Raw genomic sequence first — 14,335 nt, 5'->3', positions numbered from 1 at the left:
CACATTTCCCGGGGGGCTTCATGCGCGTTTTCCTGTGCGAGAAGCCCTCCCAGGGCAAGGACATCGCCCGTGTGCTGGGCGCCGGTCAACGCAGCAATGGCTGCTACAGCGGCGCAGGTGTCGTCGTGACCTGGTGCATCGGTCATCTCGTGGAGGCGGTTCCGCCCGAAGGATACGGCGAGCAATACAAGCGCTGGGCCATCGAGCAACTGCCCATTCTTCCTGAGCGTTGGCGTGTCGAGCCCAAGGCGGCGACCGCAGCGCAGTTCAAGGTGGTGCAGCAGCTCGTCGCCAAGGCGAGCGAACTGGTGATTGCGACCGACGCCGACCGCGAGGGCGAGATGATCGCCCGCGAGATCATCGACCTATGCGGCTACCGCGGGCCGATTCAGCGCCTGTGGCTGTCGGCGCTCAACGACGCGTCGATCCGCAAGGCGCTGGGTGCGCTCAAGCCGTCCGCCGAGACGCTGCCGCTGTATTTCTCCGCACTTGCCCGATCGCGCGCGGACTGGCTGATCGGGATGAATCTGAGCCGCTTGTTCACACTGCTGGGGCGCCAGGCTGGCTATACCGGCGTGCTGTCGGTGGGGCGCGTGCAGACGCCGACACTGAAGTTGGTCGTGGACCGCGATCGCGAGATCGCGCGCTTCGTCTGCGTACCGTTCTGGGCCATCGAGGTTGCGCTATCGCATGCAGGCCAGTCCTTCGTCGCAAGCTGGACGCCCCCGCAAGGCAGCACCGACGATGCGGGCCGCTGCCTGCAACAGCCGGTGGCGCAGCAGGCCGCCGAGCGCCTGCGCACGGCCGGCTCCGCCCAGGTGCTGTCGGTAGAAACCGAGCGCGTTCGCGAAGGGCCGCCGCTGCCGTTCGACCTGGGCACGCTGCAGGAGGTGTGCTCCAAGCAGTTGGGCCTCGACGTGCAGGAGACGCTGGACATTGCCCAGGCGCTGTACGAGACGCACAAGGCGACAACGTATCCGCGCTCGGATTCGGGCTACCTGCCCGAGAGCATGCTGGCCGAGGTGCCGACCGTACTCGACAGTCTGGTCAAGACCGACCCCAGCCTGCGGCCGCTGATCGAGCGCCTGGATCGCCAACAGCGCTCGCGTGCATGGAACGACGGCAAGGTGTCGGCTCACCACGGCATCATCCCGACGCTGGAGCCCGCCAACCTGTCGGCCATGAACGAGAAGGAACTGGCCGTCTACCGGCTGATCCGCGCTCATTACCTCACGCAGTTCCTCCCGCACCATGAGTTCGACCGGACGGTAGCGCAGTTCTCGTGCAGCAGTCAGTCGCTGGCGGCCGTGGGCAAGCAGATCGCCGTCACCGGCTGGCGCGAGGTGCTGGCGACGCCGGGGCCGGACGATGCCGGTTGCGAGGATGCGCAGCGCAGCCAGGTGCTGCCCGCCCTGCATGCGGGCTTGTCCTGCCCGGTCGGCAAGGTGGATCTCAAGGCGCTGAAGACGCTGCCGCCCAAGCCCTACACGCAGGGCGAGCTGATCAAGGCCATGAAGACCGTCGCCAAGTTCGTGACCGACCCGCGGCTGAAACAGAAGCTGCGAGATACCACCGGCATCGGCACCGAGGCGACACGCGCCAACATCATCAACGGTCTGATCGGTCGCGGCTACCTGGTCAAGAAAGGCCGCGCCGTCCGCGCTTCCGACGCGGCATTCACGCTCATCGACGCGGTGCCCTCGGCCATCGCCGACCCCGGCACCACGGCGGTGTGGGAGCAGGCGCTGGACATGATCGAGGCCGGCCAGATGGCGCTGGACACCTTCATCGAGAAACAGTCCGTGTGGGTCGGCCAGCTCGTGCAGCAGTACCGCGGCGCAACGCTCTCGCTCAAGCTGCCGCCGGCGCCGGCCTGCCCGCAGTGCGGCGCACCGATGCAGCAGCGCACTGGCAAGAGCGGCGCGTTCTGGTCCTGCTCGCGCTACCCGGACTGCAAGGGCACGTTGCCGATCGAGTCCCCGACGGGCCGGCGCAGCGCACCGCGCAAGCGGCGCGCTGCCTCCAAGGCGTCCTGATCCTCGCTTCCCCCTGCCGCGCCGGCCACTTCACTGGCGGCGAGGCAAACGTCCCGCACCGCGCGGGACTCCAAAGCGCGCGTCTCCTTCTGCAACGGTGTGCGCGCCCCGTCTGCCCGCCATCGGACAACGGGGCGAGAAGGTCATTGCTCCACGAATCGCGCCCGCCGCCATTCCCTTGATCGGTGTGCCTTGCCTCGGTCATGAGGGGCTTCCTGACGCCTTGCCGCCGCGCGAGCCGTGAGGAGGCCCCTGGGGCCGAGGGTATTCCGTGCCGGTGCCCGCCGGCGGAACAACGGGCTCCCTTTGTGTGTGGATGCACGCCAGAGGTTTCCGGCCCCAGCCACGAAACGGGCCGGGTGCTATTGCTGACGCAGCGAACGGCTTTGACGACGGCCTGCGCTGACGCAGCCCACAGGTGGCTTTCCTTCCTCTCCAGCCGAAGGCCCGCGTGGCCTTCGGCGCCCTGGTCCTTGCCTTGTCCTGTGACGCGGGCCTGCCCTAAAGCGGACCGTCCGCGATTCGGTTTTCCCTGCTACGGCAGCCATGCTTCGCGCCCATCCTCACGCCATGCGTTGCTGACAGTCGTCAGCGGCATGCCCTGGCAGTCCCGGTCTTCAAGACTGCAACGCGGTTCGCCGCGTTGACCGATCCAGTCCGCTTCGCATCGCCCACCGCGGACGCTCGCCGGCCTGGCGACGATGCACTTTTCTCAACCACCCGAGGGGAACTACATCCTCTACGGGATGCGTGCTCCCCGACCCACCAAGGAGCACGGCATGTCTGAACTTTCCGCATCTTCCTCCGCAACCGCAGTGCGCAGTGGTGCGCTGGCGCTGGCTTGGACAGGCAAGCGTTTGCCGCTACAGGTGCTGCGCAGCGCGGCCGGCCACTACATCGGCACGCAAGACGACGAAGGCCCGGTATCGCGGGAGTCCGTCGAGTATTTCCCGACCCACCTCGCAGCACAGCGCGCCCTGGATACCCATGCCTGGACGCAGCGCGCTCACCCCTGATTCCCACCCTTCAAGGAGTTCTCTCATGAATCTGTCTTTGCCCGAAGACGTGCTCGATCAGATGGCGCTGGAACAGGCGCACTTCGACGCTGCACCGCAGGCCTTCTTCGAGGCCTGGAAGCGCGGCGCGCAGATCGCCGGCCACGAGTGGTTCGGCGACGGCACACACGAAGGTCTGCAGCGTGCCACCACAAAGTGGGACCTGCGGCCCAACATGCTGATGCTCAACGACGCCCTGGGCGTGCTGAGCAGCAGTCAACGCATGTTCCTGTCCGCGATGGTGAGCTTTTACAACTCCCGCGAGGGCGGTGCGATGCTCAAGCGTTGCGGCTTCGAGGGGCTGTCGGACTTCGGCGGTCTCGACCTGGAGCGGCGCAAGGTCATCGCCGACCTCACGCTGCACTACAACGGCTGGTGAGCCGCGCCTGGCAACCCACCGTCTTTCCATCCCACCCCACAAGGGACATGCGTCCCCGTTCGGGGCCATGTCCCTCCTTCTTTTCGCAGGAGCGGCCATGTCCCGAATCAGCATCTTCCACTGACCTGCACCGCCCGCCACCAGGGCGGCCCGACGCCGCGGCCGGCTGACCGGCTGCCACTTCATCCACTCGCTGGGGTTCAATCCCCGGCAGGGGATTGCCTCGGCCATCCTCTGCTGGAGGAATCCCATGTCCCATTCCAACAATCCCTTCGTCCGCGGCTACGATAGCCTGTCCGTGCAACGGCTGCTGGCGATTGCCTACGACGACGACTGCCCGCTGAGCTACCTCCCGCTGCACGTCTCGCAGTCGCACCTGCCGGACAGCCAGGTCGAGCTCCATGCCTGCGTCTTCTGCGACGACTTCGCGCTGATCACGGAAGGCCAGAACGTGCCGCCCGAGCTGGACGCGCAGTGCCCCAGCCATGGCATCGCCCGAAACCTCGTCTACGCCGTCATGGCCGAAGAAGCCGGCAAGCCGCTGCACGTCGGCGACACCTACTCCGAGGAAGCCGCGGGAGAGGTGGTACGCCGCCTGCGCTTCGAGACCGGGTTCTACAGCCGTGCCTGGGAAATCAGTTCGGCGCACATCACCGAGGAGGCCGGCCGCTATCTGGCCAACCTGGCCGACATCGCCACGCCAACCCGTTTCCTGTTCGTTGCCTTCCGCATTCCCTACAGCCCGGCGGTCGGCGTGAAGCTGATCGCCACGCCCTGGACGGATGCGAACCTGCAGCATGTCGAGGGCATCACCGCCGAAGAGCTGCGGCAGGAGCACCGGGCCAAGGGCGTGCCGGAGTCCCTTGTGGAAGTGTTGCACCTGGCTGCGCTCGCTGACGTTCGCCTGCTGGTGTTCGATGCCGACGCGCCGATACTGCAGGCATTGACGGTGTACGGTGACGAATGACCCTCACTTGAGCCCCCTCGCGGGGCTCGTCCCACTTTTGCCGATTCGGGCTTTCCATCCGACGATTTGTATGCGTCCGCCCACATGCTGCTACCAGCGTTCCAGTTCCCGAAGCACCCTGGCGAGCCGCTCGACCGCCGTCTCCTGTTCAGCCGGCGTGTAAGCCGCGAACCCCATCAGGAAACCGGCCCTGTGCCTGGTTGAAGCATGCAGCGCCGTCAGCCCCAGGAGATCGATTCCCGCCCGAGCCGCGGCATCGATGACCGCGCGCTCGGAGATGTCGCGGGTCAAGACACAGGGCATCTGCATTCCGCCGGCCGGCACCCTCGGTTCGACGAAGTCGGCCAGATGCGCGCGCACGAGCCCTGCCAGCACGTCGAGCCGGTCGGCATAGACTCCACGCATCGCGCGCACATAGGCGCCGAAATGCCCCCCTTCGATGAAGCGTGCCAGCGTCAGCTGCGGGATGGATGCGCTGTGCCCGTCCAGCAGGGTCCGCGCCACGGTCATGGGCGCCACGAGCTGGGGCGGCAAGACCACGTAACCGATGCGCAGGCCGGGGAACAGCGACTTGGTGAAGGTGCCGATGTAGATCGTGCGATCGTACGGGTCGAGCCCCTGCACGCAGGCCGTGGGCTTGCCGGCGTAGTGGAACTCGCTGTCGTAGTCGTCCTCGATGATCCAGGCCTGGTTCTGCCGCGCCCATTCGATCACCGCGAGCCGCCGATCCAGCGCCAGCGTCGCGCCGGTCGGGAACTGATGCGAGGGCGTCAGGAAGACCGCCCTGGCCGGGCTCGCCGCATCGTGCAGGCGCGCCACCTGCATGCCTTGGTCGTCGAGCGGCACGGGGACACACGCTAGCCCGGCGGCATCGAACGCCTTGCGGGCACCGTGGTAGACGGGGTCTTCGATGAAGATCCGGTCGCCCGCGTCGAGCAATACGGTTGCGCACAGGGCCAACGCCTGTTGCGAGCTGGTCAGCACCAGCACACGCTCGGGCGTGGCGCGCGCCCCCCGCTCAAGATTGACGTAGTCCGCGATGGCGCGGCGCAACGGCTCCACGCCTTGGGGTGGGCTGTGTCGCAAGGCCTGGGTGCCATAGTCCTTCAACACCTGGCGTTCCAGGCGCTCCCAGGTTCGCAGCGGAAAGCTGCGCGTCTCCGGCACCCCGGGGGCGAACGGCCTTGGCGCAACAAAGTCGCGCACGCCGCCGCCCTGGAGTATCGCCGCGCCACGCTGACTCAGACGCACCGACTCGCGCTGGGGCCCGGGGCGCCGCGCGGTGCCACGCCTTGACGAGGCCTGCGCCCGCTCGGACACGAAGCTGCCGCTCCCCACACGCCGTTCGATGAAGCCTTCCGCATGCAACTGGCTGTATGCCGACTCGACCGTATCGCGCGAGACGCCGAGCGACCGGGCCAATGCCCGCGACGCCGGCAGCGGTTTGCCGACGTCGAGTGCGCCGTCGAGGATCAGTTGCCGGAGGGCGCGCTGAATGCGGGCATGCAGCGGCAAGGCGCCATGCGCGGGGTCTCCAATCCAGGCTTTGACCGATTCGAGTTGAGCGTGCTTGAACAATTGGCCGGTAGCGCTTAACGAAAGTGGTGGGGAACAACGGGCCATTTTAGGCTTAAAAAGCTGCTTTCGGAGCAGATCGATCCCCCACTCTCCTGGAGCCCCAAGCCCGCCATGTCGTCATCCACCTCGCCTTCACCCATCTGTCCGAGCGATCTCGCCCATCCCCTGGTGGCCGGGCTGGTCTCGGTCATCGTCAACTACGGAGGCACCTTCATCCTCGTCTTCCAGGCCGCGAAAGTGGCCGGCCTCAGCCCGGAGCTGACAGCCTCCTGGGTGTGGTCGATCTCGATCGGCGTGGGCGTCACCGGGATAGTCCTGAGCTGGACGGCACGCGAGCCGATCATTACCGCGTGGTCCACGCCGGCCGCCGCGTTCCTCATCACCGCACTTGCGACCACGCCCTATGCCGAGGCGATCGGTGCCTACCTGCTCTCGGCGGCGGCCTTCGTGGCATTGGGGTTGTCCGGGTACTTCGAGAAAGCCATCCGGCTGATCCCACCGGGCATTGCCGCCGGATTGCTGGCCGGCATCCTGCTGCAGTTCGGGATCGGTGCCTTCGGTGGCATGAGCATCGACCCCGTTCTGGCGGGCTTGTTGATCATGGCGTATCTGGTGCTCAAGCGCCTCACCCCACGCTATGCCGTGGTGGGCATCCTGGTGCTGGGGCTGGCCTTCCTGCTCATCGAGGATCGCGTCGATCTGTCCGGGCTGGCATTGCAACTCGCCGCGCCGGTTTTCACCATGCCGGCGTTCTCGCTCAACGCCACCTTGAGCGTGGCACTGCCGCTGTTCCTGATCACGCTGACCGGCCAGTACATGCCGGGCATGCTGGTGCTGCGCAACGACGGCTTCAAGACCAGTGCGAACCCCATCGTGACCGTCACCGGGCTCGGTTCGCTGCTCATGGCACCGTTCGGCTCCCATGCGTTCAACATCGCCGCCATCACGGCCGCGATCTGCACCGGCCGGGAAGCGCACGAAGACCCGTCCAGGCGCTGGATCGCCGGCATCGCCGCGGGGGTCTTCTACATCCTCGTCGGGGTGTTCGGCGTGACCTTGGCCGCCCTCTTCATGGCCTTCCCGGCGACCTTCATCACCACGCTGGCCGGCCTGGCGCTGCTGGGCGCCATCGGCGGCAGCCTGGCCGGCGCCATGGCCGAAGCACAGGCGCGCGAGGCCTCGCTGATCACCTTCCTGGCCGCAGCCGCCAACATCAGCTTGCTGGGCATCGGCGGTGCGTTCTGGGGCCTGGTGATCGGGCTGGTGGCGCATGCGGTGCTCAACGGCCGCCTGCCCCAACGAGCGCCAAGGCAGGTAATGGCGCCCGCCCCCGCGAACAAGGGGGTGAGCTGATGCGCCCCTCTGTCGATGCCCTGTGTGATCACGACCAGCATGGACGTTATCCCGAGGCCCTCACCGTGGAGGACTTCCGCCACAAGCTGGCCGCCGTGCGGGCACGCATCGACGCCGCCTGCCGTCGCGCGGGTCGCGATCCGGCGGACGTGCGCCTGCTCCCGGTGAGCAAGACCAAGCCCGAGGCCAGTATTCGCATGGCCTACGCGGCCGGCTGCCGGATGCTGGGCGAAAACAAGGTGCAGGAGGCCCATCGCAAATGGGAAGCCACGCAGGATCTCGGCGGGCTGCGCTGGTCGATCATCGGCCACCTGCAGACCAACAAGGCGCGGATGGTGGCGCGCTTCGCCGACGAGTTCCAGGCGCTGGACAGCCTGCACGTGGCCGAGGCACTGGAACGCCGCCTGCAGATCGAGGGACGCTCACTGGACGTGTTCGTGCAGGTCAACACCTCGGGCGAGGCCAGCAAATATGGCCTGGCACCCGAGGATGTCCCAGGCTTCGTGCGCGCCCTGCCGGCCTTCTCTGCCCTTCGCGTGCGCGGCCTGATGACGCTCGCACTGTTCTCCAGTGAGGCCGAACGGGTACGGCAGTGCTTCATCCTGCTTCGCACGCTGCGGGACCGACTGCGCCAGAGTGCCGCCGCAGGTATTGGCCTGGATGAGCTGTCCATGGGCATGTCCGGCGACTTCGAGATCGCCATCGAGGAAGGTGCCACCGTGGTGCGTGTCGGCCAGGCCCTCTTCGGCGCCCGCCCCTTGCCCGACAGCCACTATTGGCCAGCGAACCCCCAAACAAAGGAGCCCCGATCATGAAGACCGCCATCGCCATTCGCCATCTGGATTTCGAAGACCTGGGAACGCTGGAACCACTGCTGCAAGCGCGCGGCTACACGATCGAGTATGTCGATGCGACTCGAGATGCGTTGAACACCCGCGCTGTCGATGCTGCTGACCTGCTGGTGGTGCTCGGTGGCCCCATCGGCGCCTTTGACGACGAGGCCTATCCATTCATCGTGGATGAGTTTGCCTTGGTGCGTCGGCGGCTGGACGGCCATCGCCCACTGCTGGGGATCTGCCTGGGCGCGCAACTTATCGCGCGCGCGCTCGGCGCCAGGGTAGCCCCCATGGGTGTCAAGGAGATCGGCTTTGCGCCACTGACGCTGACACAGGAAGGTCAAGCCTCGCCGCTGGTGGCGCTGGGCAACGTGCCGGTCCTGCACTGGCATGGCGATCAGTTCGACATTCCACCCGGCGCGCTGCGACTGGCAGGGACGGATGTGTGCCCCAACCAGGCCTTCTCGGTCGGGCGCCATGTGCTCGGACTGCAATGTCACCTGGAGGCAGACCCGCGCCAGATCGAACGCTGGCTGGTCGGACATGCCTGCGAACTGGCCCAGGCGGGAATCGACCCGCGTGCACTGCGAACCCAGGCATGCGCCCTGCAAACACGGCTACCGCAGGCTGCGCAGGCGGCGTTCTCCCGCTGGCTCGACGGCGTCGGATCAGAACCGCCCTGCAGCCAGCCATGGCGGGGAAACGCTTTCGGCGCCACTTCAGTTCAACTTGCTCCAGCCCATCCCACGTTATCCAAGACACCTACCTGAGGCAGCAATCATGCAATACCACGCGTCGCACCTGATGCGGGCCTATGCCCGCCAACCCGTTTCCTTCGTCCGCGGCTCCGGCGCACGCCTGTGGGATGCACAAGGCTTCGAGTACCTCGATGCCATTGCCGGCATCGCAGTCACCAGCCTGGGCCACGCCCACCCCGAGATCGCCGCCGCCATCAGCGAGCAGGCCGGGCTGCTGCTGCACACCTCCAACGTCTTTCGCATCGACTGGCAGGAGCGGCTGGGCGAGCGCCTGTGCGCATTGACCGGCATGCAGAAGGCTTTCTTCTGCAACTCGGGGGCGGAAGCCAACGAAGCGGCGCTCAAGCTGGCGCGCCTGCATGGCCATCGCAAGCAGGTGGCACAGCCCCAGATCCTCGTGATGGAGAACGGCTTTCACGGTCGCACCCTCGCAACGCTCTCGGCAACCGGCAACCCCGCGAAACAACGCGGCTTCGAGCCGCTGATGCCGGGCTTCCTGCGCGTGCCCTACAACGATCTCGACGCGGCGCGCCAGGCTGCCGCGCAGTGGCCCGATATCGTGGCGGTGCTCGTCGAGCCGGTGCAGGGCGAAGGGGGAATCCGGGTTGCCGCAGCCGATTACCTGCGCGGACTGCGTGCCCTGTGCGACCAACACGACTGGCTGCTGATGGTCGACGAAATCCAGGCCGGCATGGGCCGGACCGGCGCCTGGTTCGGCCACCAGCATGCGGGCATCACGCCCGATGTCGTCACGCTGGCGAAGGCGCTGGGCAACGGTTTTCCAATCGGCGCCTGCCTGGCGCGGGGGCAAGCCACCGACCTGTTCTCACCCGGGCAGCACGGCTCGACCTTTGGCGGCAACCCGCTCGCTTGCCGGGTCGCGTGCTCGGTGCTCGACATCATGGCCCGCGAGAACCTGCCCGAGCGGGCCGCCCTGCTCGGTACGCGCCTGCTCGACGGCCTGCAGCGGGCACTGGGCAGCCACCCCGATGTGGTCGCCATCCGTGGCCAGGGCTTGATGGCGGGGATCGAACTGAACAGGAACTGCAATGAGCTGGTTGGGCGCGCCCTGGCCGAACAGCACTTGCTCATCACGGTGACCCGCGACAACACCATCCGGCTGCTGCCCCCGCTGGTCTGCGACGAAGCGCAGATCGACGACATCGTGGCGCGCCTCGCCCACCTGCTGTCGCCGACCGCATCGGACGGCCCTGCAGCGCCCTCCGAAACGACGCCGCAGGAAGCAGCGGCATGAAGCTGGGCATCGACGCCCCCACCCGTATCGAACCCGAGCATTCCAGACCACAGGACGACCCACCCATGTATGAACCATCCCTGACACTCGCCACGTTCGATCCCGAGTTGGCCGCAGCCGTGCTGCGCGAGGAACGCCGGCAGGAAGACCACGCTGAGCTGATCGCCTCCGAGAACTACGCCAGTCCGCTGGTGATGGCCATCCAGAACACCGTGTTCACCAACAAGTATGCCGAGGGCTATCCGGGCAAGCGCTACTACAGCGGTTGCGAGTACGTGGATGTGGCCGAGCGCCTGGCCATCGAGCGGGCCAAGGCGCTGTTCGACTGCGACTACGCCAACGTCCAGCCTCATGCCGGCGCGCAGGCCAATGCCGCGGTCTTCCTGGCGCTGACCCATCCCGGCGACACCGTGATGGGCATGAACCTGGCCCAGGGTGGCCACCTGACCCACGGCAATCCGTCCAACTTCTCCGGCCGGCACTACAAGATCGTGCCCTATGGCCTCGATCCGGAAACGGGACTGATCGACTACGACGAGATGGAGCGCATTGCGCTGGACACCCGGCCCAGGATGCTCATCGGCGGCTTCTCCGCCTACTCCCGTTACAAGGACTGGGCGCGCATGCGCGCAATCGCCGACAAGGCGGGCGCCATCTTCTGGGTGGACATGGCGCACGTGGCCGGCCTGGTCGCCGCCGGCGAATACCCGAATCCGCTGCCGCATGCCCACGTGGTGACCAGCACGACCCACAAGACGCTGCGCGGCCCGCGCGGCGGCATCATCCTGGCCAAAGGCCAGGATGATGGTTTTTACAGGAAGCTCGACACCGCTGTGTTCCCCGGCATCCAGGGCGGCCCGCTGATGCACGTGATCGCCGCCAAGGCGGTGGCCTTCAAGGAAGCCCTGTCTCCGGCGTTCAAGTCCTACCAGCGGCAGGTGGTGGTCAATGCCCGCGCCATGGCCGCCGTACTCCAGCGCCGCGGCTACCGCATCGTGTCCGGCGGTACCGACAACCATCTGATGCTGATCGACCTCTCAAACAAACCCTATACCGGCAAGGAAGCGGACGCCGCACTCAGCGCCGCGTACATCACCGCCAACAAGAACTCGGTGCCCAACGACCCGCGCTCGCCCTTCGTGACCTCGGGGCTGCGCATCGGTACACCCGCCGTGACCACGCGCGGATTCGGTGCGGCGGAATGCGAGGACCTGGCCGGCTGGCTGTGCGACGTGCTTGATGCGTTGGAGGCCGGCAGCAGCGAGCAGGTGGCAGGGAGGATTCGGGAGCAGGTGGTGGCCTTGTGTCGTCGCCATCCCGTCTATCGGTAGGCGCTGCTGGATTTCGTAATGCCGCGTGCGGTAGCCGCGCCCCCAAAGAATGAGACGGCTACCGATCCCGATTGGTCGGAAATCCCGATCCACGTCCGTGGCAGGCTGACGCCTTGCCCCGCCGACTGACGTCGGCAGCACCCCAGGCAGCCAAGATCTTCAAGGCTGCGGCGCGATCCGTCGCGCTGGTCGTTGTCCTGCTCGACGCCTCGGCGCGTCACTTCCTCAACCCTCAAGGGATTTCCTCCCTTGCAGGGCGGACGTCCCTTGGTTTCCACAAGGAGTCCATCCATGGATACCCAAGCCATCCGCGCACAGATGCCGACGCTCGTTCGCGGCCACGTGCCTTCCAACATCCGCACATTCAAGTTCAACATCTTCGACGGCCAGCCCAAGGTTTCGACGCTGGGCTTTCACATCGACCCGAAGCCTTTCGAGGGCAAGGTCATCGCCACCACCGACGAGGCCATCGTCGTCAAGACGGCACGGGCCGAGTTCGCGGTGCTCGATCGCACCCTCGTGACCGAAGTGCCCGACGAGGGCGCCAAGGTGCAGGTCGAACCCTATGTCAGACGCCGCTTCGACGGTCAGCGGGCGGACACGCCCGAGGAGCAGACCGAGTTCACCGCCGACGGCCAGCCCTACACGGTGAAGCGGTTCGTGCTCGGTTCCGCACCGGCGAAGCTGCCGATCCCCGAGCCGCGCTGCCCCGAGCTGCAGGAACTGATCGTCCAACTGGAGCAGTTGCCCGCTCCCGATGGTTTCCGGCGCATCACCCACCTGTTGGTGGATGCCGGTGCGCGGGACATCACCTGGGTCGATCCGCTGCCCGCCGACATCATCCGCACGCCACCGGCCATCGGCTTCACCGTCGCCACGATGAAGTTCCAGGGTCGCGTCACCGTGCTGTATGAGCGTGGCCTCGACCTCTACGCGGTGGAGCTGCACCGCGACGGCGAGCTGATTGAACGGGTCGATGAGGTGTTCTTCGACATCCTCGGCGAGACGCTGGAACGGCTGATCGACGACGGGAGCTGGAGGCGCATCCGCGTGCAGTGCCTGTCGAGTCGCAAGGCTGTCCGGCACTGACCTCCCAGCTGCTTCCCGCCCTCGCGGCGGGAAGCCTCTTTTCCTGCCCTCTGGAGATCGGTTCCTTCCACGCCCAGCGGTAACTGACCGACCATCCCTGGCCCCCGCTCCGGGGGCCTCTTTCTTCCCGGCAATGCGGACAGCCGCGAGTGCCGATTGCCGCTCGCATGCGCGCCGTCCCGGCGCCACGCTTCCGGGCATGTTCCGCTGACGTCCGTCAGCGACATGCCCAGGCAGCCACGATCTTCAAGGCTGCGACGCGGTTCCGACCGCGTTGATCACACCAGTTCGCACCGGCATCCATGCGCGAACGGCCATCGGCTCTCGATGGCGATGCCACCAAGCTGTTCCATCAACCCACGCGGGGGTTCCACACCTTCCCCGCCTTGGGTCGGGTGTGTCTCCGCCTCATTGTTCCCAGGAGATTCACCATGACCACTTCCACCGAAAAATCCTACTTCGATCTGCACATCACCGGCCTCGGGTATCTCAATCGCATCCGCGAAGTGAAGCCCAAGAAAGGCGATGCGTTCCTGGCCTGCGACATCGCGGCCCTGAACGGTCTCAGCGATGACGTCTCGTATGTGCGCTTCGACACGCGCGTATCGGGTTCGGAAGCGCAGCACCTGGTGCGCCGCTGCATTCAGGCGGTCGACGCCGAGAAGAAGGTGATGATCGGCTTCCGCCTGGGCGACCTGTGGACCGACACCTTCACCTACTCCAAGGGCAAGCGTGCCGGCGAGCAGGGTGTGAGCCTCAAGGCACGCCTGCTGTTCGTCAGTTGGATCAAGGTCGACGGCAAGCTCGTCTACAAGGCCGAACCCAAGCCGACCGAGACCGACGAGCGGGACCCGGAAGTCCCTGTGACGTCCGACGCGCCCGCCGCGCAGCAAGCCTCGGCACCGGAGCCTTCCAAGCCCGTCGCCGATGCTGCCGACGACGCAGCCAATGCCCCCGCATTGGCCGTTGCCGAGTCGTTCTGATCCGCAAGGCCCCATCCCCGGGGCCTTGTCTTCTCTTCGTCAGCAGGAGACCTTCATGATCACCATCCCCGGCCAGTTGGCCATCAAGACCATCCACGGCAGGAACGGCGACTTCAACGTCGGCCGCCTGGCGACCTCGATCGGCGAGTTCGTCGTGAAGAACGCCGAACTCGATCAGTATCGCGAGGGCAAGTACGACGGTGATTTCGTCATCGTCGAGATTCGCCCCTCCACGTATAACGCCAACGGCCGCATGGTCATCGAGATCCGCGCCCATCTGGGCGGGATGACGCTGTCCAACATCGACGCCCTGAGCCGCGACGAAGCCCGCCGGCTGAGTCCGCAGGAAGTCGATCCGATCGACGAGGAGGCGCAGGCGCCCGTGCAGGCATCGCCCCCGGCCAAGCCGAAGGCGAAGCCGCGCAGTCCGCGCGATCCCCTGGTCGATACCACGCCGTTCGGCAGCGAACCGGCTCCCGTGTCCGCTGCGGCCTCGGCCGAGGCAGACGACGCGGCGCTGTTCGCTTCCTTGTGGCCCCTGGGCGAGACCGTGAAGCTCGATGCGACCGTGGATCGTCGTGTGCTGCGTCAGCAGCGCGACCGTCTCGACAAGCTGGGCTACGAGTTCGCTCCGCTGTCCCAGGACTGGCACCTCAAAGCTGCCTGATCCATCCGCCGCCTTGCGCGGCATACCGCCACCCGCCGGGGTTCTCCC

Annotated in this window: 13 protein-coding genes; 12 read left to right on the top strand and 1 reads right to left on the bottom strand. The window is 66.6% G+C overall.

Going from position 1 to position 14,335, the window contains the following annotated elements; all coding sequences use genetic code 11:
- The first annotated feature begins 20 nt into the window (after positions 1 to 20).
- The 4 genes from PO78_RS09100 (at position 21) to PO78_RS09085 (ending at position 4,437) form a co-directional block, all read left to right on the top strand.
- On the top strand, positions 21 to 2,036 hold the full coding sequence (locus PO78_RS09100) for a DNA topoisomerase III (protein ID WP_043743360.1): 2,016 nt from the start codon (positions 21 to 23) through the stop codon (positions 2,034 to 2,036).
- Between the two features lie 779 nt (positions 2,037 to 2,815).
- Entirely contained in the window at positions 2,816 to 3,052 is a 237-nt protein-coding gene (locus tag PO78_RS09095) for a hypothetical protein (RefSeq protein ID WP_043743358.1), read from the top strand.
- A gap of 25 nt (positions 3,053 to 3,077) precedes the next feature.
- Positions 3,078 to 3,470: a hypothetical protein gene (locus tag PO78_RS09090; protein WP_043743356.1), complete on the top strand. Its 393-nt coding sequence runs from the start codon at positions 3,078 to 3,080 to the stop codon at positions 3,468 to 3,470.
- Positions 3,471 to 3,720: 250 nt separating this feature from the next.
- Positions 3,721 to 4,437 carry a DUF5983 family protein gene (locus PO78_RS09085; RefSeq protein WP_012584771.1) on the top strand — a complete coding sequence of 239 codons (717 nt, stop codon included), beginning with the start codon at positions 3,721 to 3,723 and terminating at the stop codon, positions 4,435 to 4,437.
- Between the two features lie 90 nt (positions 4,438 to 4,527).
- On the opposite strand, the gene pdxR is transcribed toward PO78_RS09085, so the two are convergent.
- Positions 4,528 to 6,015: a MocR-like pyridoxine biosynthesis transcription factor PdxR gene (gene pdxR, locus PO78_RS09080; protein ID WP_043743355.1), complete on the bottom strand. Its 1,488-nt coding sequence runs from the start codon at positions 6,013 to 6,015 to the stop codon at positions 4,528 to 4,530.
- A 168-nt stretch (positions 6,016 to 6,183) separates the two neighbouring features.
- On the opposite strand from pdxR, the gene PO78_RS09075 reads away from it, so the two are divergent.
- From PO78_RS09075 to PO78_RS09040, 8 genes are all read left to right on the top strand, one after another.
- Positions 6,184 to 7,368, top strand: coding sequence for a benzoate/H(+) symporter BenE family transporter (locus PO78_RS09075; RefSeq protein WP_231570659.1), 1,185 nt, complete (start codon positions 6,184 to 6,186; stop codon positions 7,366 to 7,368).
- Positions 7,368 to 8,183, top strand: a complete 816-nt coding sequence (locus PO78_RS09070) for a YggS family pyridoxal phosphate-dependent enzyme (protein WP_043743345.1) — start codon at positions 7,368 to 7,370, stop codon at positions 8,181 to 8,183. The genes PO78_RS09075 and PO78_RS09070 overlap by 1 nt, the downstream gene beginning before the upstream one ends.
- Entirely contained in the window at positions 8,180 to 8,974 is a 795-nt protein-coding gene (locus PO78_RS09065) for a glutamine amidotransferase (RefSeq protein ID WP_231570657.1), read from the top strand. The genes PO78_RS09070 and PO78_RS09065 overlap by 4 nt, the downstream gene beginning before the upstream one ends.
- A 10-nt stretch (positions 8,975 to 8,984) precedes the next feature.
- Positions 8,985 to 10,217, top strand: coding sequence for an aspartate aminotransferase family protein (locus PO78_RS09060; protein WP_043743343.1), 1,233 nt, complete (start codon positions 8,985 to 8,987; stop codon positions 10,215 to 10,217).
- Between the two features lie 65 nt (positions 10,218 to 10,282).
- Positions 10,283 to 11,548 carry a serine hydroxymethyltransferase gene (glyA, locus tag PO78_RS09055; RefSeq protein ID WP_043743524.1) on the top strand — a complete coding sequence of 422 codons (1,266 nt, stop codon included), beginning with the start codon at positions 10,283 to 10,285 and terminating at the stop codon, positions 11,546 to 11,548.
- 291 nt (positions 11,549 to 11,839) lie between these two features.
- Positions 11,840 to 12,637, top strand: coding sequence for a hypothetical protein (locus tag PO78_RS09050; protein WP_043743341.1), 798 nt, complete (start codon positions 11,840 to 11,842; stop codon positions 12,635 to 12,637).
- 431 nt (positions 12,638 to 13,068) lie between these two features.
- Complete coding sequence (locus PO78_RS09045) at positions 13,069 to 13,620, top strand: STY4534 family ICE replication protein (RefSeq protein ID WP_043743340.1); 552 nt, start codon at positions 13,069 to 13,071, stop codon at positions 13,618 to 13,620.
- Between the two features lie 55 nt (positions 13,621 to 13,675).
- Positions 13,676 to 14,287: a DUF3275 family protein gene (locus PO78_RS09040; protein WP_043743337.1), complete on the top strand. Its 612-nt coding sequence runs from the start codon at positions 13,676 to 13,678 to the stop codon at positions 14,285 to 14,287.
- Positions 14,288 to 14,335 lie beyond the last annotated feature (48 nt).

It is taken from the genome of Thauera sp. SWB20 (genome assembly GCF_000831325.1).
GTDB lineage: Bacteria > Pseudomonadota > Gammaproteobacteria > Burkholderiales > Rhodocyclaceae > Thauera > Thauera aminoaromatica.
The sequence above is the reverse complement of the archived record's forward strand: the minus strand, read 5'-3'. Positions and strand labels throughout refer to the sequence as shown.